This window comes from Pseudomonas sp. AL10 (genome assembly GCF_029960685.1).
Classification (GTDB): domain Bacteria; phylum Pseudomonadota; class Gammaproteobacteria; order Pseudomonadales; family Pseudomonadaceae; genus Aquipseudomonas; species Aquipseudomonas lactis.
Map to the genome: position 1 here is coordinate 1 of NZ_JASBQZ010000068.1, position 17,573 is coordinate 17,573.

Genomic DNA, 17,573 nt, shown 5'->3' on the forward strand with positions numbered 1-17,573 from the left:
CTGTCAGTCCGTCACGGGAGCAAGCTCCCTCGCCACAGGTCCAGCGTCACACCAAGATGTGTAGATACCTATGCTCATCGCAGGCAAGCCACACATTGGATTTATGCTTGCCGCCAGTGTGCTTTAGGCCTCGATGCCGAGCATATCCCGCGCCAGCGCCTCGGCGATCCGGATCCCGTCGACACCCGCCGACAGAATCCCACCGGCATAGCCTGCGCCTTCACCGGCCGGGAACAGGCCTTTGACGTTCAGGCTCTGCATCGACTCATTGCGGGTAATGCGCAACGGGGACGAGGTGCGGGTCTCGATGCCGGTCAGCACCGCATCGTGCAGCGAGTAGCCTTTGATCTGCTTCTCGAACGCCGGCAAGGCTTCGCGGATGGCTTCGATGGCGAAGTCCGGCAAGGCCAGGGCCAGGTCGCCCAATGACACGCCAGGTTTGTAGGACGGCTCCACACTGCCTAGCGCGGTGGAGGGCTTGCCGGCGATGAAGTCGCCCACCAGTTGCGCGGGGGCCTCGTAGTTACTGCCGCCGAGGATGTAGGCGTGGGACTCCAGGCGCTCCTGCAACTCGATACCCGCCAGCGGGCCGCCCGGGTAATCCACCTCGGGGGTGATGCCTACCACGATGCCCGAGTTGGCATTGCGCTCGTTACGCGAGTACTGGCTCATACCGTTGGTCACGACGCGATGGGGTTCCGAGGTCGCGGCCACAACGGTGCCGCCCGGGCACATGCAGAAGCTGTAGACCGAACGGCCATTCTTGGCGTGGTGCACCAGCTTGTAGTCCGCTGCGCCCAGCTTCGGGTGGCCAGCGTATTTGCCCAGGCGTGCGGCGTCGATCAGCGACTGCGGGTGCTCGATACGGAAACCCACCGAGAACGGCTTGGCTTCCATGTACACGCCACGGTCGTGGAGCATGCGGAAGGTGTCACGGGCGCTGTGGCCCAGGGCAAGAATCACGTGCTTGGAGAGGATTTGCTCGCCGCCGTCGATGACCACGCCGTTCAACTGGCCGTCTTCGATCAGCACGTCGGTGACCCGCTGTTCGAAGCGCACTTCACCGCCCAGGGCGATGATCTGCTCGCGCATGTTTTCCACCACGCCGGTCAGGCGGAAGGTGCCGATGTGGGGCTTGCTGACGTAGAGGATTTCTTCCGGCGCACCGGCCTTGACGAACTCGTGCAGCACTTTGCGACCGTGGAATTTAGGGTCCTTGATCTGGCTGTACAGCTTGCCGTCGGAGAAGGTACCGGCGCCGCCTTCACCAAATTGCACGTTGGATTCGGGGTTGAGCACGCTTTTGCGCCACAGGCCCCAGGTGTCCTTGGTGCGTTGGCGCACTTCCTTGCCGCGTTCGAGGATGATCGGCTTGAAGCCCATCTGTGCCAGCAGCAGCCCGGCGAAAATCCCGCAGGGGCCAAAGCCCACCACGATTGGCCGCTCAGCCAGGCCTTCCGGCGCCTGGCCCACCACCTTGTAGCTGACGTCCGGTGCCGGATTGACGTTGCGATCATCGGCAAACTTGAGCAGCAGAGGGGCTTCACCCTTCACGTTCAGGTCGACGGTGTAGATGAAGCACAGCTCAGAGGTCTTTTTACGCGCATCGTAGCTGCGCTTGAACAGGGTGAAATCGAGCAGGTCATCACTGGCGATGCCCAGGCGCTGCACGATGGCAGTGCGCAGGTCTTCTTCGGGATGGTCGATGGGCAGCTTGAGTTCAGTGATTCGTAACATGACAGGATCCGGTAGGCGGCGGGCAAGAAGGCCGGCTGTTTTGCAAACCGGCGATTATAAGCCCCAATGGCGACTTTCCGTCAGGTTAATCGTCCCGCGAGCCGCCGAACGCCGCGCAACCGCGCTGCACCTGGCCGTTCACGCGCAACTCGGCGCTCATGTGTTGCAGGCTGCCGCTCACACTGTCGACGCAGCGCTGGGGCGCCACCCACAGTTCGATGTGCTGGTTATTGGCCTCGGTCATCAGGTTGAAACGGCCGTCGCCCAGTTGTTCCTCGACGTACGGCACTGCCAAAGGTGGCTGGCCTTCGCGTTCCAGCACCATGCCCTTGGCCGTGACATTCATTGCCCAGGCGGGTTTATGGCCATTGGCCCGCAGGATCATGCGCTTGAAGTCCGGGTCGGAGCAGGCTGAGGTCGAGCGTTCGACGCGATACAGCTGTTGCAGGTCCACTGAGCCCTGGGTGCCGCTGGCGACGCCGGAAAATTTGCCACGCAGGTCGGCAAACAGCATGCCCTGCTGGCCGGCCAGCGAGGCCGCTTCCTGCAGGACGCTGGTGCCGCCGGTGTCGTTGACCACGTAGCTGCGCTGGTCGCCGCATGGCTGAAACAGCAGTTTGCCGTCCACCGCCGTCAACTCACCCTGCATACGGGTCAGCCCGACAGTCGATGGCTTGGCCGGCTCGCTTTCAAACAATTGGCAAGCGGCGAACAGAGGAAGCAAGGCAAACAGGGCGAGGGTACGGGCGGCGCGCATTATCGGGTCTCCAGGCAAGTGCCGCCACGTTACGCAGGCTGGCCGTGCATCACAAGCCCGCTTGCCAGCTTCAGGCGTTTCTTACAGATATCACCTTCAACCTACGATAAAGGTCTGACCGGTTTGCAGGCCCTCGACGCTTTTCGCGTAAGCCAGCGCCACATCGGCGGCGGGGGCAGGTTTATAGCCGCGGAAATAAGGGGCATAGCTGCCCATGGCTTCCAGCAACACCGTCGGGCTGACCGAGTTGATGCGCAGGCCGCGTGGCAACTCAATGGCCGCCGCTTTGACGAAGGCGTCCAATGCACCGTTGACCAAAGCCGCCGAAGCGCCGGTGCGGATCGGATCACGGTTCAGAATGCCGCTGGTGAACGTGAACGAAGCGCCATCGTTGGCGTACTCACGACCGATCAACAGCAGGTTGACTTGGCCCATCAGCTTGTCACGCAGGCCCAGTTCGAAATCGCTGTCGTTCATGTCTGCCAGGGGCACGAAGTTGACGTTGCCTGCCGCGCAGATCAGGGCGTCGAACTTGCCGGTCTGCTCGAACAGCCGGCGGAGCGAGGCGCTATCGCTGATATCCACCTGAAAGTCGCCGCTGGTGCGGCCGATGCTGATCACTTCGTGGCGCTGGGCCAGTTGCGCCTTGACCGCTGAACCGATGGTGCCGCTGGCACCGATCAATAGGATTTTCATCGTGCTGTTCCTCTGGGCTGATTCCCTGTAGGAGCGAGCTTGCTCGCGAAGAACGTCAACGATCACGCGGTAAAACTGACTACACGGCGGCGATCTTGAGTTTTTCGCGAGCAAGCTCGCTCCTGCAGTGGTATGGGTTTGCGTTCAGTCTAGTGTGGCTTTTTAGTCGGATAAACGCGCTAATAGGCAACCTTTGGTTTTCAAATGGAAACAATCCGTGAGCGAAATGGATGACCTGGCGGCGTTCGCCGTGCTGATCGAGGCCGGTAGTTTCACCGTAGCGGCCGCACAATTGGGCTGCAGCAAAGGGCAGTTGTCCAAGCGCATCAGCCAGTTGGAAGCGCAGTTCGCCGTGGTACTGCTGCACCGCACCACGCGCAAGCTGAGCCTCACCGCTGCCGGCGCGGCGTTGCTGCCCCAGGCACAAGCGTTGGTGGTGCAGGTGGAGCGCGCCCGTCAGGCCTTGGCGCGACTCAAAGATGATTTGGCCGGCCCTGTGCGTATGACCGTTCCGGTGTCGTTGGGCGAAACCTTCTTCGATGGTTTGTTGCTGGAATTCTCCAAGCAGTATCCCCAGGTGCAGATCGAGCTGGAGCTCAATAACAGCTACCGAGACTTGGCACGGGATGGCTTTGACTTGGGCGTACGCTCCGGCGCCATCGAACATGAACGCCTGGTGGCCAAACCCTTGCTGGCCTGGCATGAAATGACCTGCGCCAGCCCGGCTTATCTGGAACAGCATGGCGAACCACTGACCCCGGCGGACCTGGCGGCGCACAGCTGTCTGCTCAACAGCCATTACAGCGGCCGCGAGGAATGGTTGTACCACCAGCAACACGAATTGCTGCGGGTAAAGGTGAGCGGCACCTTCGCCTCCAACCACTACAACCTGCTGAAAAAAGCCGCGTTGGTCGGCGCCGGTATTGCCCGCCTGCCGTCCTACGTTCTACCCGCGGAACTGGCTGACGGCCGATTGCGCTGGCTGCTGCGCGACTATCAGACACGCAGCATGCCGATGTACCTGGTGCATCCCTACCAGGGCGGCCTGCCACGGCGTACCCAGGTGTTGGCCGACTACCTGGTGGACTGGTTCAAGCGCAGCGGCGAAGCGCTGGATCGGCTTCAGCGATAGCGGCGGGCAATCAGGTGGTCGATGGACAGGCAGCCTGGGCCTTTGGCAAGCAACAGCAATAACAGCGCAAGCCAGGTGCCGTGAGTGGGATAGGCGTCAGGGTAGACGAACAGCTGGATGGTCAAGGTCATGCCGATCAAGGCCAGGGCCGAAAAACGCGTGGCGAACCCCAGCAGGATCAATACCGGAAAAAAATGTTCGGCAAAGGTTGCCAGGTGCGCGGCCACCTGCGGCGACAGCAGAGGCAATTGGTATTCGCTGCGAAATAAAAACAGGGTCGAGGCGGCAAGTTTGGGCTCACCCCATTGGAAGGTGCCGCTGATCAGGTCAATGGCAAAGCCTTCGACCTTGGTCTGGCCAGACTTCCAGAACACCGCCGCAATGGAGAAGCGCGCGATAAAGGCGATCAGGCTGTAAGGGATTTTTTCAAACAGTGCGACGGTTCGCTTTACCAGGCAGGGAGCGGGAAAGTTCATGGCGATACCTCGGGTTGCAGATGTAAATGGGTGATGGCGTCGTGGCTGATCAACAGCGTAAGACATTGGTGCAAATCGAATTCGTCAGAGGCTTGCAGGGCGTCAGCGATGGCCATCTCCAGCCCTGCGCCTTGGTTGAGTCGGTTGATAAAGGTCACAGACCCGCGGTCGATGGCGAATACCTTGACCGCCAACCCTTGGCGCAAGACCATCGCGCCTTGGGCATACCAGGGGTTCAAAGTGGCGATAGCCCCGTCGACCTGATGCGCCGCCCAAACCGATACCACCGCGTAGGAAGATTCCAGCGTGGCAAGTGACGGATGCAGTCGTACACGCAGTTGTCCCAGTTGTGCGCAGCCTTGCAGTTGCCGAAGTACGCTGTGCTGATCCAGAACCTGGCAATCCGCCGCGTGATAAGCGCGGACCCTCAAGCGTTCCAGCCGGGCGACATCGGCCAGGTAGGGCACGCTTGAGGCCGGTTCGAAAGCCTGGATAAAGTCAGCGAACGTGCCGCCGTACTCACTGATCAACGGGCTGATAGGCGGGTGGGCCTGGACATACAGGCCGGCCATGGCGCGGAAAAACTCATCGCCGACCAGTTGCCGCGCCACCGGGTAGGCGGCCGCCAAAGCATTGATCAACGCGCTATGGACATTGTTTCGATACACCGCAAAGCGGCTCGTCGGCTCAGCACCGTTGCTGCTGAACACGCCCTCGGGGCAGGTTGCTTGCGGGGCCAGTAAAGCCTGGGCAAATGCCTGCTGAATACTCATCGGGTCACCTGCGACAAATACCCTTCGGCCTGTCGGGCCTCTGCTTGCAGCACGCTGAACGCGGGCACCTGGTTATCCCGCTCGATCAGCGTGGCCACCGCTCCCGTCCGTGCCAATACCTGTGCATACAGCTGCCACACGGCGTTATCGATTGGCGCACCGTGGTCATCGATCAGCAGGCGGTCGCCCAGGCTGTCGGTGTCTTCGGCAAAACCGGCCAGATGAATCTCACCCACTGCGTGCAATGGCAGGGCATCGATGTAGGCCAGCGGGTCGCGCTGGTGATTGATACAGGACACGTAGACGTTGTTGACGTCGAGCAGCAGGCCGCAACCGGTACGGCGGACGATCTCGCTGATGAAGTCGGTTTCGTCCAGGGTGGAGCGCTGGAACTGCAAATAGGTGGACGGGTTTTCCAGTAGCATCGGGCGCTTGAGCGTGCTTTGTACCTGGTCGACGTGTGCGCACACCCGGTTTACGGTGCTGGCGTCGTAGGCCAGGGGCAGCAGGTCGTTGAGAAACACCGGGCCGTGGCTGGACCAGGCCAGGTGTTCGGAAAAAGACTGGGGTTGGTAGCGTTCGATCAGCGTGGCCAGGCGAGCCAAGTGCTCGCGGTCCAGAGGGCCTTCGCCGCCGATGGACAGGCCGACGCCGTGCAGTGACAGGGGGTATTGCGCACGAATCAACCCCAGGTAGTGATGAAACGGGCCGCCGGCCACCATGTAGTTTTCGGCGTGTACTTCGAAAAAACCGATGTCGGGGCGGGTCTCGAGCACCTCAGTGAAGTGCTCGGTCTTGAGCCCCAGCCCGGCCCGATAGGGCAGGCCGGGCGCCTGAGCCGGTGAGACCGCGTGTTGGGCTGTAAGCGTCATCATCAGTACTCAGGCTGCGCGGGGTTCAGGATTTGGCGGTGAAGGCCGCTTCCTGGCCAAAACCGGTCGGCGAGGTGGTGCTTGGGGTCTGGGTGCATGTGCCGGCGGGGACCAGTTTCCAGGCATTGGCCTGGTCTTTGGTTTTAGAGGTGCCCGCGCAGGAAGTACCGGCGCCTGCGGCGCAATCATTCTTGCCGGCTTCAGCCACGCCGTAGCACTTCTGCATGTCGTCGGCCGCGTGGGCGGTGGTGGTCAGGGCGGACAGGCTCAGGGCAGAACCAAGGGCCAGAACGAGGGTGGCAGCGGACAGTTTGGTGGTCATGGTGTGTCTCCAGCAGTGGTTGAATGCGCAGGCTTGATTGCCTGCATGCACCACTAGAGAGAGCTCGACGAATTGCGTTACACAAACTTCGAAAATAAATTCAATAGTACGGTTCACACCAAACAAATGTGGGAGCGGGCTTGCTCGCGAATGCAGTGTGTCAGCCAACAGTTTCCTGGCTGATTCACCGCATTCGCGAGCAAGCCCGCTCCCACATTTTTGATCCGGTTTCTATGGCAGCCTGTGTTTAGCCGCCCAGGTACGCCTCCCGCACTTTCGGATCGGTCAGCAATTGCTCACCGGTGCCCTGCATCACCACTCGGCCATTCTCCAGCACATAGGCGCGGTCAGCGATTTTCAGCGCCTGGTTGGCGTTCTGCTCTACCAAAAACACCGTCACCCCGTCCTTGCGCAGCTGTTCGATGATGTCGAAGATCTGCTGGATGATGATCGGTGCCAGGCCCAGGGAAGGCTCGTCCAGCAGCAACAGCTTTGGCTTGCTCATCAGCGCCCGGCCGATGGCGAGCATTTGCTGCTCGCCGCCGGACATGGTGCCGCCGCGCTGGCTGAAACGCTCCTTGAGGCGGGGGAACAGGTGCAGCACCTTGTCCATCTGCTCCTGGTAATCGCCCTTGTCGGTAAAGAACCCACCCATGGCCAGGTTCTCTTCGACGGTCAGGCGCGAGAACACTCGACGGCCTTCGGGCACCACCGCAATGCTCTTGCGCATGATCTCTGCCGAGTGCTTGCCCACCAGTTCTTCACCCATGTAGCGGATGCTGCCACTGTAGGCTTGCGGCGAACCGCACAAGGTCATCAGCAAGGTCGATTTGCCGGCACCGTTGGCGCCGATCAGGGTGACGATCTCACCCTGGCGTACTTCCACATTGACGCTGTGCAGGGCCTGGATCTTGCCGTAGAAAGTGGAAACGTTTTCGAATTGCAGCATTTTACGCTTCCCCCAAATAGGCTTTGATCACTTCAGGATTGTCGCGGATCTGCTCCGGCGTCCCGTTGGCCAGCGGCGTGCCCTGGTTGATCACCACGATGTGGTCGGAGATGCTCATGACCAGTTTCATGTCGTGTTCGATCAACAGCACCGTGGCGTTGTTTTCCTCACGCAGCACACTGATCAGCGCCTTGAGGTCTTCGGTTTCCTTGGGGTTCAGGCCGGCGGCAGGTTCGTCGAGCATCAGGATGCGCGGGCGCGTCATCATGCAACGGGCGATTTCCAGGCGTCGTTGCTGGCCGTAGGCGAGGGTGCCGGCGGGGCGGTTGGCGAACTCGGTCAGGTTGACCTTGTCCAGCCAGTACGCCGCGTATTCCATGGCCTCGCGCTCGCTTTTGCGGAACGCCGGGGTCTTGAACAGGCCGGCGAAGAAGTTGGTGTTCAAGTGACGGTGCTGGGCGATCAACAGGTTCTCGACTGCCGTCATGTCCTTGAACAACCGCACGTTCTGGAAGGTCCGCACCACGCCTTTGCGGGCGATTTCGTGGCCGGCCAGGCCCTGGATCGGTTGGCCGTCCAGCAGGATGCTGCCACCGCTCGGCTTGTAGAAACCGGTGAGGCAGTTGAACACCGTGGTCTTGCCGGCGCCGTTGGGGCCGATCAGTGCTACCACTTGTTTCTCTTTGACGGTCAGGGCCACGCCATTGACCGCCAGCAAACCGCCGAAGCGCATGCTCAGGTTTTCGACTTTCAGGATCTCGCGGCTCATTTGCGCAGCTCCATGTGTGGACGTTGCATGGGCAGCAGGCCTTGAGGACGCCAGATCATCATCAGCACCATCATGGCGCCGAACATCAACATGCGGTATTCGCTGAACTCACGCATCATTTCCGGCAGCAGGATCATCACGATGGCCGCCAGGATCACGCCCAGTTGCGAGCCCATGCCACCCAATACCACGATGGCGAGAATGATCGCCGACTCGATAAAGGTGAACGATTCCGGCGTCACCAGGCCTTGGCGAGCGGCGAAGAAGCTGCCGGCAAAACCTGCGAACGCAGCGCCCAGGGTGAATGCGGAAAGCTTGATGATGGTCGGGTTCAGGCCCAGGGCGCGGCAGGCGATTTCATCTTCGCGCAACGCTTCCCACGCGCGCCCGATGGGCATGCGCAGCAGGCGGTTGATCACGAACAGGGCCGCCAATGCCAGCAACAGCGCGACCAGGTACAGGAACACCACTTTGCTCACCGGGTTGTAGGCAATCCCGAAGTACTCGTGGAAGGTCTGCATGCCTTCGGCGGCGCTGCGGTCGAACGACAGCCCGAAGAATGTCGGCTTGGGGATGCTGCTGATGCCGTTGGGGCCACCGGTGATGTCGGTAAGGTTACGCAGGAACAGGCGAATGATTTCGCCGAAGCCCAGGGTCACGATGGCCAGGTAGTCACCGCGCAGGCGCAGCACCGGGAAGCCCAGCAGGAAGCCGAACGTCGCCGCCGCCATACCGGCCAGTGGCAGGCAGATCCAGAAGCTCCAGCCCAGGTAATGCGAGAGCAGCGCGTAGGTGTAGGCACCCACGGCGTAAAAGCCCACATAACCCAGGTCGAGCAGGCCCGCCAGGCCCACCACGATGTTCAGGCCCAGGCCCAGCAACACGTAGATCAGGATCAGCGTGGCAATGTCGACCGCGCCGCGCGAGCCGAAGAACGGCCAGATCAGCGCCGCGATGATCAGCCCGATGATGATGTAGCGCTGGGTGCGCGGCAGGGTCAGAAATTGGCTGACCTTGGGCGACACCAACGGGCCACGGTTGCCCTTGAACAGGGCTCCAACCTGCTGGGTGAACAGTACACGCAGGAACATCAGCACCGAACACAGCGCGATGACGGTCAGGGTGACAGGCCCGGTGCCATGCACTTCAAGGTTGATGCCGACAATGCTCAGCTTGAGACCGAGTACCGGAAAGGCCACGGCCCAGACCAGCAAGGCGCTGAAAAACGCCGATTTAAGATATCTGCTCATACTTTCTCAACCTCCGGACGGCCCAGGATGCCGGTCGGACGGAACAACAGCACCAGAACCAACAGGCCGAACGCGACGACGTCCTTGTACTGGTCACCGAAGATATCGGCGCCAAAGGCTTCGGCCACACCCAGCACCAGCCCGCCGAGCATGGCGCCCGGAATGCTGCCGATGCCGCCCAATACCGCCGCGGTAAAGGCCTTGAGGCCCACCAGGAAGCCGGCGTTGGGGTTGATCACGCCGTATTGCATGCTCAGCAACACGGCCGCCACGGCCGCCAGCGCAGCACCAATGACGAAGGTCAGGGCGATGATGTTGTTGGTGTTGATGCCCAGCAGGTTGGCCATCTTGATGTCTTCGGCACAGGCCCGGCAGGCGCGCCCCAGACGGGAGCGGGAGATGAACAGCGTCAGGCCCAGCATGGCCACCAGGGTGACCACGAAAACCAGAATCTGCATGTACGAAATCAGCACTTCTTGTGCGCCACCCGGGCCGAAGGAGATGCTCCCCGGAATCAGGTTGGGAATGGACTTGTCCTTGGAGTCCTGGGACAGCAATACGGTGTTCTGCAGGAAAATCGACATGCCGATGGCAGAAATCAGCGGGATCAAACGGTTGCTGCCCCGCAGGGGACGGTAGGCAACCCGCTCGATGCTGTAGCCATAGGCACTGGTCACGATGATCGATGCCAAAAACGCAGCGGTCATCAACAGCGGCAGGGAGTGGATCCCCATCATGGCCAGCCCGGCAAGGGCGATGAAGGCCACGTAGGAACCAATCATGTACACCTCGCCATGGGCGAAGTTGATCATTCCAATGATGCCGTAAACCATTGTGTAGCCAATGGCTATCAAGGCATAGGTGCTGCCAATGGTCAGGCCATTAACCAGCTGTTGGAAAAAATGATAGATCTCAGGCATTACAGCGCTCCTAAAAACCCGATACGCATTTCACTGGTGGAGTCATTTCCGGCTCGGTGCCCTGTTCTGTGACCAGGTTGCACAAAGCGTTTGCCAGCGAACCGCTGGTGACGGTTTTAAGATTTTCAGGTGAGCCAGCGCCCGGATCGCGGGTGACATGGCCCATAAACCTCGTAAAACAAAGCCCACTGCTTGCACAGTGGGCTTGTTGACCAGTAACGCCTGGCTTACTGAGGGGAAACTTCGGTTTTTGGTTTACCGAAGTGCCATTCGTAGACCACGAACTTGAAGTCCTTCAGGTCGCCCTTGGCGTCGAAGCTCAGGTCGCCCGTAGGGGTCTTGAAGGTACCGGCGTGGATGGCCTCGGCCACTTTGGCGGTGTCTTCGCTTTTGGCCGCAGCAATACCACCGGCAATCACTTCAACTGCCGAGTAGGCCGGGAACACGAACGGACCGGTTGGGTCCTGCTTGTTCTTGGCGAACTCTTCAACGATGGCTTTGTTGGCAGGGTCGGTGTCGAAGGATTTCGGCAGGGTCACCAGCAGGCCTTCGGAAGCGCCCTGGGCGATTTGCGAGATGGAGTCGTTACCCACGCCTTCCGGGCCCATGAACTTGGCGTTCAGGCCTTTTTCCTTGGCTTGGCGCAGGATCAGGCCCAGCTCAGGGTGGTAGCCGCCGTAGTAGACGAAGTCGACATTGGCTTGCTTGAGTTTCTGGATGATCGAGGAGAAGTCTTTGTCACCGGCGTTCAGGCCTTCGAAGACGGCAACCTTGGTGCCTTTTTCTTCAAGGGTCTTCTTCACGGCGCTGGCGATGCCTTCACCGTATTGCTGCTTGTCGTGCAGTACGGCGACGATTTTCGGCTTCACGTGGTCGGCGATGTAGTTGCCGGCCGCTGGGCCTTGCGCGCTGTCCAGGCCAATGGTGCGGAAGATCAGCTTGTAGCCACGGGAAGTGATTTCAGGGCTGGTGGCAGCCGGGGTAATCATGATGACGCCTTCGTCTTCATAAATATCCGACGCTGGCTGAGTGGAGCTGGAGCAGAGGTGGCCGACGACGAACTTGACGCCATCATTGACCACTTTGTTGGCAACGGCCACGGCTTGTTTTGGATCGCAAGCGTCGTCGTATTCCTTGGCTTCAAGCATCTTGCCGTCTACGCCGCCCTTGGCGTTGATGTCTTTGATGGCTTGCTTGGCACCCATGAATTGCATGTCGCCGTATTGCGTCACCGGACCGGTCTTGGGACCGGCGATGCCGATCTTGATGGTGTCGGCTGCGAACGAATGGCCGGCAACCCCAGCCAGGACCATAGCGGCAAACAGTTTGGAAATCTGCTTAGTAGCCTTATTCATAGTGCTCCACTCTTACTGTTGTATTTTTTATAGTTCTAGCGGCCTTGTGAGCTGCAGAACCGGATCAGATATCGCGGATATCCCCCCGGCATTGCCCTGGCAACTGTACCGGTACAGTGTAGAGCGCTGGCTGATCGCTTGAAAAGCTGGCAGCTGGGGGCAAAACCTGGGTATGTCGCTTAAATGAAAGAAAAAGACAGAATCGCGGCGGGTTGCTAACAGCTTTCAAGGCATTCCTTGGCTTTCCTGGCGCTTTCAATCGCTACTTCATTTGCTACTGGGTTTTTCTGCCTGAGCGACGGGGCTATGATTGCGCCGATTTTTTACTCAGGTGAATTCCCATGACGCAAGAACCAAGCACCCTCTATGCCAAGCTGCTCGGTGAAACGGCCGAAATTTCCTGGAAGGAGCTTGAACCGTTCTTTGCCAAGGGTGCCCTATTGTGGGTCGATGCCAGCCTGGATTTGATCGAGGCCGCCGAAGGAATGGCCGAAGACAACCGTGACAAAGTCGCCGCCTGGCTAGCTGCCGGGAGTCTTGGCGAAGTGTCTGCATCGCGGGCGTTGGACCTGGTGGAACGTGATCCGAGCTTGTGGGCAGTGGTGGTCTCGCCATGGATTCTGATCCAGGAAAGGGCGGCGTAAGAATTGCCAGCACTAAAAAGGTGCGTATTTTTCACGCGGTGAAGTGTGTAGGGGAGTAACCGCTTATCGCGTGATGGCACCTTGCCGTAGCGAAAGATCACAGGCGAGGGTGACGTAAACGTCACGGGCACAGTTCAGGTCGTCGGGAAATAGCCGCGCAATTGTTTCGGCGTATGACTCAGCGCTGCAGCGCGCGCATTCAAATCGTCAGCTTGCGCGTCTTGGTCTCAGCGGATCGGCCTGACAATAGAAGGCGGGCCGATACGTCCCGCAGCTGGGTCGTTTGGCGGTGGAGCGTCTTTGCCTTCCACGCTGAGCGGATATAGCGGATTACGCATGGCAATCCCCTGCATCACGCCGATGATGTCGTCGAAGGGCACCGCCGGGCTGAGCAGGTAGCCCTGGATGTAGTCGCAGCCATGCTTGAGCAACAGCTCGAACTGCGCCTGGGTTTCCACGCCCTCGGTGACCACCTGCAAGTGCAGGGTGTGGGCCATGCCAATAATCGCTTGGACAATTTCGCTGTCTGCGGTGGATTTGGGGATGTCCTGGATAAACGAGCGGTCGATCTTCAAGGTGTTGAGCGGCAAGCGCTTGAGGTAAGCCAGCGACGAATAGCCGGTGCCGAAGTCATCGATGGCCAGTGACACACCCAGGGCGCGAATCTGCCGCAACAGGGCCAGGGTGCTGCTGATATTGCCCATCAACGCGTTTTCAGTGACTTCCAGTTCCAGGCGGTTGGTGCCGATGCCGGCGAAGCGCAGGGCGTCTTCGATTTCATCGGCCAGTTCGTCACGCGCCAGGTTCAACGCCGAGCAGTTCACCGCCATGATCAACTCGGTGTAGCCCCGATCAGACAACAGGCTCAGGTCGTGACAGGCCTGGCGCAATACCCAGTGGTCCAGCTCGGCGATCAGCCCGTTGTTCTCGGCAATGCCGATAAAGCGGTCCGGGGCCAGCAGCCCGTGTTGGAGGTGTTGCCAGCGCACCAGGGCTTCCAGGCGCGTGACCTTGCCCAGCTTCATGTCGAAGATCGGTTGATAAAACAGCACCAACTGGCTGCGCGTACGTAAGGCGGCGCGCAGTTCTTCTTCCAGTTGCAGCTCAAGAAAGGCACGGGTTTTTAGGTTGGAACTGAAGAAGTTCAAGCAATTGCGCCCGGCATCCTTGGATTGGTACAGCGCCAGGTCGGCGGTTTTAAGCAGTTCTTCGCAGGTGTGGCCGTCTTCGGGAAACAGGCTGATGCCGATGCTGGTGGTCATCACCATGCGCCGACCGGCCAGTTCGATGGGTTCTTTCATCTTCTGCATGATGCGCTGGGCCATGTGCCGGGCTTCGTCGCGGTGATGAATATTGACCAGGATGCAGAACTCATCGCCGCCAAAGCGTGCCACCACATCTTCATGGCTGCGTATCGAACCTTTGATATGCCCGGCGAGCACAGTGAGCAGCTGGTCGCCCGCATCATGGCCCAGGCTGTCATTGATACGCTTGAAGTGGTCGATATCGAGGAAGATAACCGCCATCATGCCTTGAGTGCGGGTTTTTTCCGCGACTTTCTCCGCAAAGATCTGATTGAAACCACGGCGGTTGAGCAGGCTGGTCAACGCGTCGAAGTGAGCCACTTGTTGCAGCGAGGCGCGGGCCTGGTCGAGTTCGCTGAGCAGCGCGTTGACCCGGCGCAGGTCGCGCTCCTTGTGTTGCAGCTTCTTGTCGGCCAGGGCTGCGCTGACGCTGCTGCCGATCACCAGCAAGGTGATCATCGCGACTGAGAGGCCCAGTTGAATCGGGTTGTCATCGGCCCGCAACGACAGATCCGTGCCGCTGGGCACCAGCATTTGCATGGCCGCCATGCCGGTGAAGTGCATGCTCAGGATCCCGGCGCCGAGCACCAGGCTGGCGGCGTATTTGAGCAGTTGGTGAAACACGCCGGCCCCATTGCGCAGGTAACTGGACAGCAACAACGCCGCCAGGCTGGCGCCCATGGCAATCGCCACCGAGGCCAAAAACAGCCGCGTTTCAAAGTACACCTGGGCTTGGGAACGCATGGCCGACATGCCCACGTAGTGCATCAGCGCGATACCCAGCCCCATCCACACCGAAGCCACCAGGTACTGATGAAAACGCAGGTGGGTATGACTGAGGGTCTGCATGGCGAGCAGCGAGGCGATCAGGGCAATCAGCAGCGAGACGAACGTCATGATCAGTTCGTAGTGAATGGCAATGGGCGCTTGGAAGGCCAGCATGCTGATGAAGTGGGTCGACCAGATGCCGCCTGCCAGGCAACCCGCACCCAGCCAGCGCCAATGGCGGCGGGCGGTGGGGTCTTCGACATGGCCGACACGTTCGGCCATGTCCAGGGTACCGAAACCCGCCGCGCAGGCGACCAGGTACGCCAGCAGCACCAGAAACGGGTTATGAGTGCAATTGAGCAATAAATGCCCGCTGTCTGGAAGGTCGGTAAAAAAATGCTGCCCCAGCCATTCCATAGCTTATCCCGTCACAGAGCCCTGTCACTGCCAGCGGCGATGACCTATGAGGTCGAGTATAGGAGTCTCTCGAAATTTGCCATCAGTAATGGCGTTTTGATCTCAAATTATTTTGATATGCCTTCCATAGCGTTTGGTGCTAAGCGCTGATGGGCAGGTCGAGTTCGAAGTGCGGGGCCTCCAGCGGGGCCAGGCCAAATGCGGCACGGGCGGCGTCGCAATCGACATTTTGCACGCCCTGGCTCCAAGACGCCTCGAACTCACGGCATACACTGGAGCGTTGTTCATAAATTGAGCAACTGGTGGCTTGTCCGACTTCACCTTCAAGGCTGCAGCACCGTGCCGGCTTGCGGTCGGTGCCGATCATCGCCACGCGGCTGGGGTTGATCTGCACCACCAGCTCATCGGGCACCGTGCCCCCGGACGAGGCGCACTCACCCCAAAAGAAAGACACGCGAAAGTGTGAACAGCAGGCACCGCAATTCAGACACGGACTGGCTTCGGACATGGGCGTCATCAATAAGAAAAGTAGGAGGAGGGTGCTGCGAAAGGCTCGCCATTCTATCCGTGCCATGGCCGTTGGGAAGAGGGGTACGCACTTATATTTTCGTGGGCAAAATCCCCCGTTGCCTGGGTGAAATCATGCCCTATCAGCTTTACGAATCATTACAGACAATCACCGCCAGCCTGACTATGTTGCAGTGACCTGAGCAGGATGCACCGGGCATCGCAGCTCTCATAACAATAAAAGAGACGGACCCATGCAGAACTCGACCCAAGCGGCGAATGCCTGGCGCATTCTGTTCCTGCTGTTCCTCGCCAACCTGTTCAATTTCTTTGACCGTACCATTCCCGCGATCATCATCGAGCCCATCCGCATGGAATGGCACTTGAGCGACTTTCAGCTCGGTATCATCGGCACCGCCTTTACCATCGTCTACGCCATTGCCGGGCTGCCGCTCGGGCGCCTGGCCGACACCGGTTCACGCAGCAAGTTGATGGGCTGGGGCCTGTTTGCCTGGAGCGGGCTGACGGCGGTCAATGGCATGGTCGGCAGTTTCTGGACCTTCCTGCTGGTGCGCATGGGCATTGGCATTGGCGAAGCCAGCTATGCACCGGCGGCCAATTCGCTGATTGGCGACCTGTTTCCCGCCCACCGCCGCGCCCGAGCCATGGGGATTTTCATGCTTGGCCTGCCGTTGGGCCTGTTGCTGGCGTTCTTTACTATCGGTGCGATGGTCAAGGCGTTCGACAGCTGGCGCGCGCCCTTCTTTATCGCGGCGGTGCCGGGGCTGATCCTGGCGGTGTTTATGTTCTACATAAAAGAACCCAAGCGCGGCGCGGCGGAAACCGTGCAGGTTTCCCAGGAGCGCGTCGACCGCCCCATCCGCCGCGTGCTGGCCGTGCCGACCTTCCTGTGGCTGGTGCTGGCCGGGTTGTGCTTTAACTTCGCTACCTATGCGTGCAACTCATTCCTGGTGCCGATGCTGCAACGCTATTTCCTTATGCCGTTGCAGGACGCGGCCGTCGCGACCGGCGTCATCGTCGGCCTGACCGGCCTGGTGGGATTGACGCTGGGCGGCTGGATTGCCGACAAGATTCATCAGCGTGTCGCCAATGGCCGGTTGTTGTTTGCCGCGTTCAGCTTGATCATCTCCACGGTTACCACCGCCTGGGCATTGCATGCCGGGCGTGTCGAAATCGGGGTGTTTGTCGCGCTGTTCAGTGTGGGCTGGTTGTTTGCCTACAACTTCTATACCTGCGTGTATACCGCGATCCAGGACGTGGTCGAACCGCGTTTGCGCGCGACGGCGATGGCGCTGTTTTTTGCCGGGCTGTATTTGCTCGGCGGTGGCATGGGGCCGGTGGTGGTCGGGGCGCTGTCCGATCACTTTGCTCATTCGGCGATGTATGCGGACGGGGCGCAGCAGATGACCGAGGCTTATAAAGCCGTGGGCTTGCATGACGCCATGTACCTGATTCCGGTGGCGCTGTTCTTGACCATGCTGTTTCTGTTCCAGGCCTCGCGCAGTTTTGTGCGTGATGCCAAGCGGATGAAGGAAGGGTTGAGTGCGGTTGAGGTGCCGGCGGCTGCGGCTACAGCTTGAGACCGAGGTGACCCTTTCGCAGGCAAGCCAGCTCCCACCTTTGACCGAGTTGACTGAACCTTGTGTGGTCAATTGTGAGAGCGGGCTTGTCCGTGACGGCCGGATAGCCGACGCTGTTCTAACTGACGCGCCGCGATCTAAAAAATGTGGGAGCTGGCTTGCCTGCGATGACGGCCTGAAAGCCGACATCTCTCTACCTGACACCCCACAATCCACCTGTGGGAGCGGGCTTGCTCGCGAAGGCGGCCTGACAGTCAACACAGTTGGATCGGGTACATATCCGTTATTTAGGTAACGGCCACTTAGGGTTCCGCCCTGACGGCG

General features: G+C 59.9%; 17 protein-coding genes. 3 read left to right on the forward strand and 14 right to left on the reverse strand.

Features of this window, described 5'->3' with window-relative positions:
• Positions 1 to 123: 123 nt before the first annotated feature.
• The 3 genes from QK296_RS28060 to QK296_RS28070 form a co-directional block, all read right to left on the reverse strand.
• Positions 124 to 1,737 (reverse strand): NAD(P)/FAD-dependent oxidoreductase, encoded by a 1,614-nt coding sequence (locus QK296_RS28060; RefSeq protein ID WP_003193556.1) that lies wholly within the window; start codon positions 1,735 to 1,737, stop codon positions 124 to 126.
• An 85-nt stretch (positions 1,738 to 1,822) separates the two neighbouring features.
• Positions 1,823 to 2,494: a membrane protein gene (locus QK296_RS28065; protein WP_032895666.1), complete on the reverse strand. Its 672-nt coding sequence runs from the start codon at positions 2,492 to 2,494 to the stop codon at positions 1,823 to 1,825.
• 96 nt (positions 2,495 to 2,590) lie between these two features.
• The gene (locus QK296_RS28070) at positions 2,591 to 3,190 is read right to left on the reverse strand and encodes a short chain dehydrogenase (RefSeq protein WP_003193553.1); all 600 of its coding nucleotides are present in this window, start codon (positions 3,188 to 3,190) and stop codon (positions 2,591 to 2,593) included.
• Between the two features lie 217 nt (positions 3,191 to 3,407).
• On the opposite strand from QK296_RS28070, the gene QK296_RS28075 reads away from it, so the two are divergent.
• Entirely contained in the window at positions 3,408 to 4,322 is a 915-nt protein-coding gene (locus tag QK296_RS28075; protein ID WP_003193552.1) for a LysR family transcriptional regulator, read from the forward strand.
• Here QK296_RS28075 and QK296_RS28080 read toward each other — a convergent pair.
• The 9 genes from QK296_RS28080 to QK296_RS28125 form a co-directional block, all read right to left on the reverse strand.
• A complete protein-coding gene (locus QK296_RS28080; protein WP_003193547.1) occupies positions 4,313 to 4,798 on the reverse strand; it encodes a DoxX family protein in 486 nt (161 codons plus the stop codon). The two genes, QK296_RS28075 and QK296_RS28080, sit on opposite strands and share 10 nt — an antisense overlap.
• Positions 4,795 to 5,571, reverse strand: a complete 777-nt coding sequence (locus QK296_RS28085) for a DNA-binding domain-containing protein (RefSeq protein WP_003193545.1) — start codon at positions 5,569 to 5,571, stop codon at positions 4,795 to 4,797. Before QK296_RS28085 ends, QK296_RS28080 begins: the two co-directional genes overlap by 4 nt.
• The gene (locus tag QK296_RS28090; protein WP_282392191.1) at positions 5,568 to 6,446 is read right to left on the reverse strand and encodes a DUF692 domain-containing protein; all 879 of its coding nucleotides are present in this window, start codon (positions 6,444 to 6,446) and stop codon (positions 5,568 to 5,570) included. Before QK296_RS28090 ends, QK296_RS28085 begins: the two co-directional genes overlap by 4 nt.
• A gap of 22 nt (positions 6,447 to 6,468) precedes the next feature.
• Complete coding sequence (locus QK296_RS28095) at positions 6,469 to 6,765, reverse strand: DUF2282 domain-containing protein (protein WP_056786908.1); 297 nt, start codon at positions 6,763 to 6,765, stop codon at positions 6,469 to 6,471.
• Between the two features lie 247 nt (positions 6,766 to 7,012).
• Entirely contained in the window at positions 7,013 to 7,714 is a 702-nt protein-coding gene (locus QK296_RS28105) for an ABC transporter ATP-binding protein (protein ID WP_003193540.1), read from the reverse strand.
• A gap of 1 nt (position 7,715) precedes the next feature.
• A complete protein-coding gene (gene livG / locus QK296_RS28110; RefSeq protein WP_003193538.1) occupies positions 7,716 to 8,483 on the reverse strand; it encodes a high-affinity branched-chain amino acid ABC transporter ATP-binding protein LivG in 768 nt (255 codons plus the stop codon).
• Positions 8,480 to 9,733 carry a high-affinity branched-chain amino acid ABC transporter permease LivM gene (locus tag QK296_RS28115; RefSeq protein ID WP_003193536.1) on the reverse strand — a complete coding sequence of 418 codons (1,254 nt, stop codon included), beginning with the start codon at positions 9,731 to 9,733 and terminating at the stop codon, positions 8,480 to 8,482. Before QK296_RS28115 ends, livG begins: the two co-directional genes overlap by 4 nt.
• Complete coding sequence (gene livH / locus QK296_RS28120) at positions 9,730 to 10,653, reverse strand: high-affinity branched-chain amino acid ABC transporter permease LivH (RefSeq protein ID WP_003193535.1); 924 nt, start codon at positions 10,651 to 10,653, stop codon at positions 9,730 to 9,732. Before livH ends, QK296_RS28115 begins: the two co-directional genes overlap by 4 nt.
• 227 nt (positions 10,654 to 10,880) lie before the next feature.
• Positions 10,881 to 12,008 (reverse strand): branched-chain amino acid ABC transporter substrate-binding protein, encoded by a 1,128-nt coding sequence (locus QK296_RS28125; RefSeq protein WP_003193533.1) that lies wholly within the window; start codon positions 12,006 to 12,008, stop codon positions 10,881 to 10,883.
• Positions 12,009 to 12,349: 341 nt separating this feature from the next.
• On the opposite strand from QK296_RS28125, the gene QK296_RS28130 reads away from it, so the two are divergent.
• Positions 12,350 to 12,652, forward strand: a complete 303-nt coding sequence (locus QK296_RS28130; protein WP_003193531.1) for a DUF2288 domain-containing protein — start codon at positions 12,350 to 12,352, stop codon at positions 12,650 to 12,652.
• Between the two features lie 227 nt (positions 12,653 to 12,879).
• On the opposite strand, the gene QK296_RS28135 is transcribed toward QK296_RS28130, so the two are convergent.
• Together QK296_RS28135 and QK296_RS28140 are read right to left on the reverse strand one after the other, a co-directional pair.
• A complete protein-coding gene (locus tag QK296_RS28135; protein ID WP_282392196.1) occupies positions 12,880 to 15,141 on the reverse strand; it encodes an EAL domain-containing protein in 2,262 nt (753 codons plus the stop codon).
• A gap of 139 nt (positions 15,142 to 15,280) precedes the next feature.
• Positions 15,281 to 15,649, reverse strand: a complete 369-nt coding sequence (locus tag QK296_RS28140; RefSeq protein WP_003193526.1) for a YkgJ family cysteine cluster protein — start codon at positions 15,647 to 15,649, stop codon at positions 15,281 to 15,283.
• A 253-nt stretch (positions 15,650 to 15,902) separates the two neighbouring features.
• Between QK296_RS28140 and QK296_RS28145 the strand changes: the two genes are divergently transcribed.
• On the forward strand, positions 15,903 to 17,249 hold the full coding sequence (locus QK296_RS28145; RefSeq protein WP_032895679.1) for an MFS transporter: 1,347 nt from the start codon (positions 15,903 to 15,905) through the stop codon (positions 17,247 to 17,249).
• Positions 17,250 to 17,573 lie beyond the last annotated feature (324 nt).

What these genes read in the sequence shown, in the direction of transcription:
- QK296_RS28090 (WP_282392191.1), bottom strand. Translation starts at nt 6,446, where the DNA reads ATGATGACGCTTACAGCCCAACACGCGGTCTCACCGGCTCAGGCGCCC.
- QK296_RS28080 (WP_003193547.1), bottom strand. Translation starts at nt 4,798, where the DNA reads ATGAACTTTCCCGCTCCCTGCCTGGTAAAGCGAACCGTCGCACTGTTT.
- QK296_RS28135 (WP_282392196.1), bottom strand. Translation starts at nt 15,141, where the DNA reads ATGGAATGGCTGGGGCAGCATTTTTTTACCGACCTTCCAGACAGCGGG.
- QK296_RS28105 (WP_003193540.1), bottom strand. Translation starts at nt 7,714, where the DNA reads ATGCTGCAATTCGAAAACGTTTCCACTTTCTACGGCAAGATCCAGGCC.
- QK296_RS28095 (WP_056786908.1), bottom strand. Translation starts at nt 6,765, where the DNA reads ATGACCACCAAACTGTCCGCTGCCACCCTCGTTCTGGCCCTTGGTTCT.
- QK296_RS28145 (WP_032895679.1), top strand. Translation starts at nt 15,903, where the DNA reads ATGCAGAACTCGACCCAAGCGGCGAATGCCTGGCGCATTCTGTTCCTG.
- QK296_RS28125 (WP_003193533.1), bottom strand. Translation starts at nt 12,008, where the DNA reads ATGAATAAGGCTACTAAGCAGATTTCCAAACTGTTTGCCGCTATGGTC.
- QK296_RS28065 (WP_032895666.1), bottom strand. Translation starts at nt 2,494, where the DNA reads ATGCGCGCCGCCCGTACCCTCGCCCTGTTTGCCTTGCTTCCTCTGTTC.
- QK296_RS28130 (WP_003193531.1), top strand. Translation starts at nt 12,350, where the DNA reads ATGACGCAAGAACCAAGCACCCTCTATGCCAAGCTGCTCGGTGAAACG.
- livG (WP_003193538.1), bottom strand. Translation starts at nt 8,483, where the DNA reads ATGAGCCGCGAGATCCTGAAAGTCGAAAACCTGAGCATGCGCTTCGGC.
- QK296_RS28085 (WP_003193545.1), bottom strand. Translation starts at nt 5,571, where the DNA reads ATGAGTATTCAGCAGGCATTTGCCCAGGCTTTACTGGCCCCGCAAGCA.
- QK296_RS28140 (WP_003193526.1), bottom strand. Translation starts at nt 15,649, where the DNA reads ATGTCCGAAGCCAGTCCGTGTCTGAATTGCGGTGCCTGCTGTTCACAC.
- QK296_RS28115 (WP_003193536.1), bottom strand. Translation starts at nt 9,733, where the DNA reads ATGAGCAGATATCTTAAATCGGCGTTTTTCAGCGCCTTGCTGGTCTGG.
- livH (WP_003193535.1), bottom strand. Translation starts at nt 10,653, where the DNA reads ATGCCTGAGATCTATCATTTTTTCCAACAGCTGGTTAATGGCCTGACC.
- QK296_RS28070 (WP_003193553.1), bottom strand. Translation starts at nt 3,190, where the DNA reads ATGAAAATCCTATTGATCGGTGCCAGCGGCACCATCGGTTCAGCGGTC.
- QK296_RS28060 (WP_003193556.1), bottom strand. Translation starts at nt 1,737, where the DNA reads ATGTTACGAATCACTGAACTCAAGCTGCCCATCGACCATCCCGAAGAA.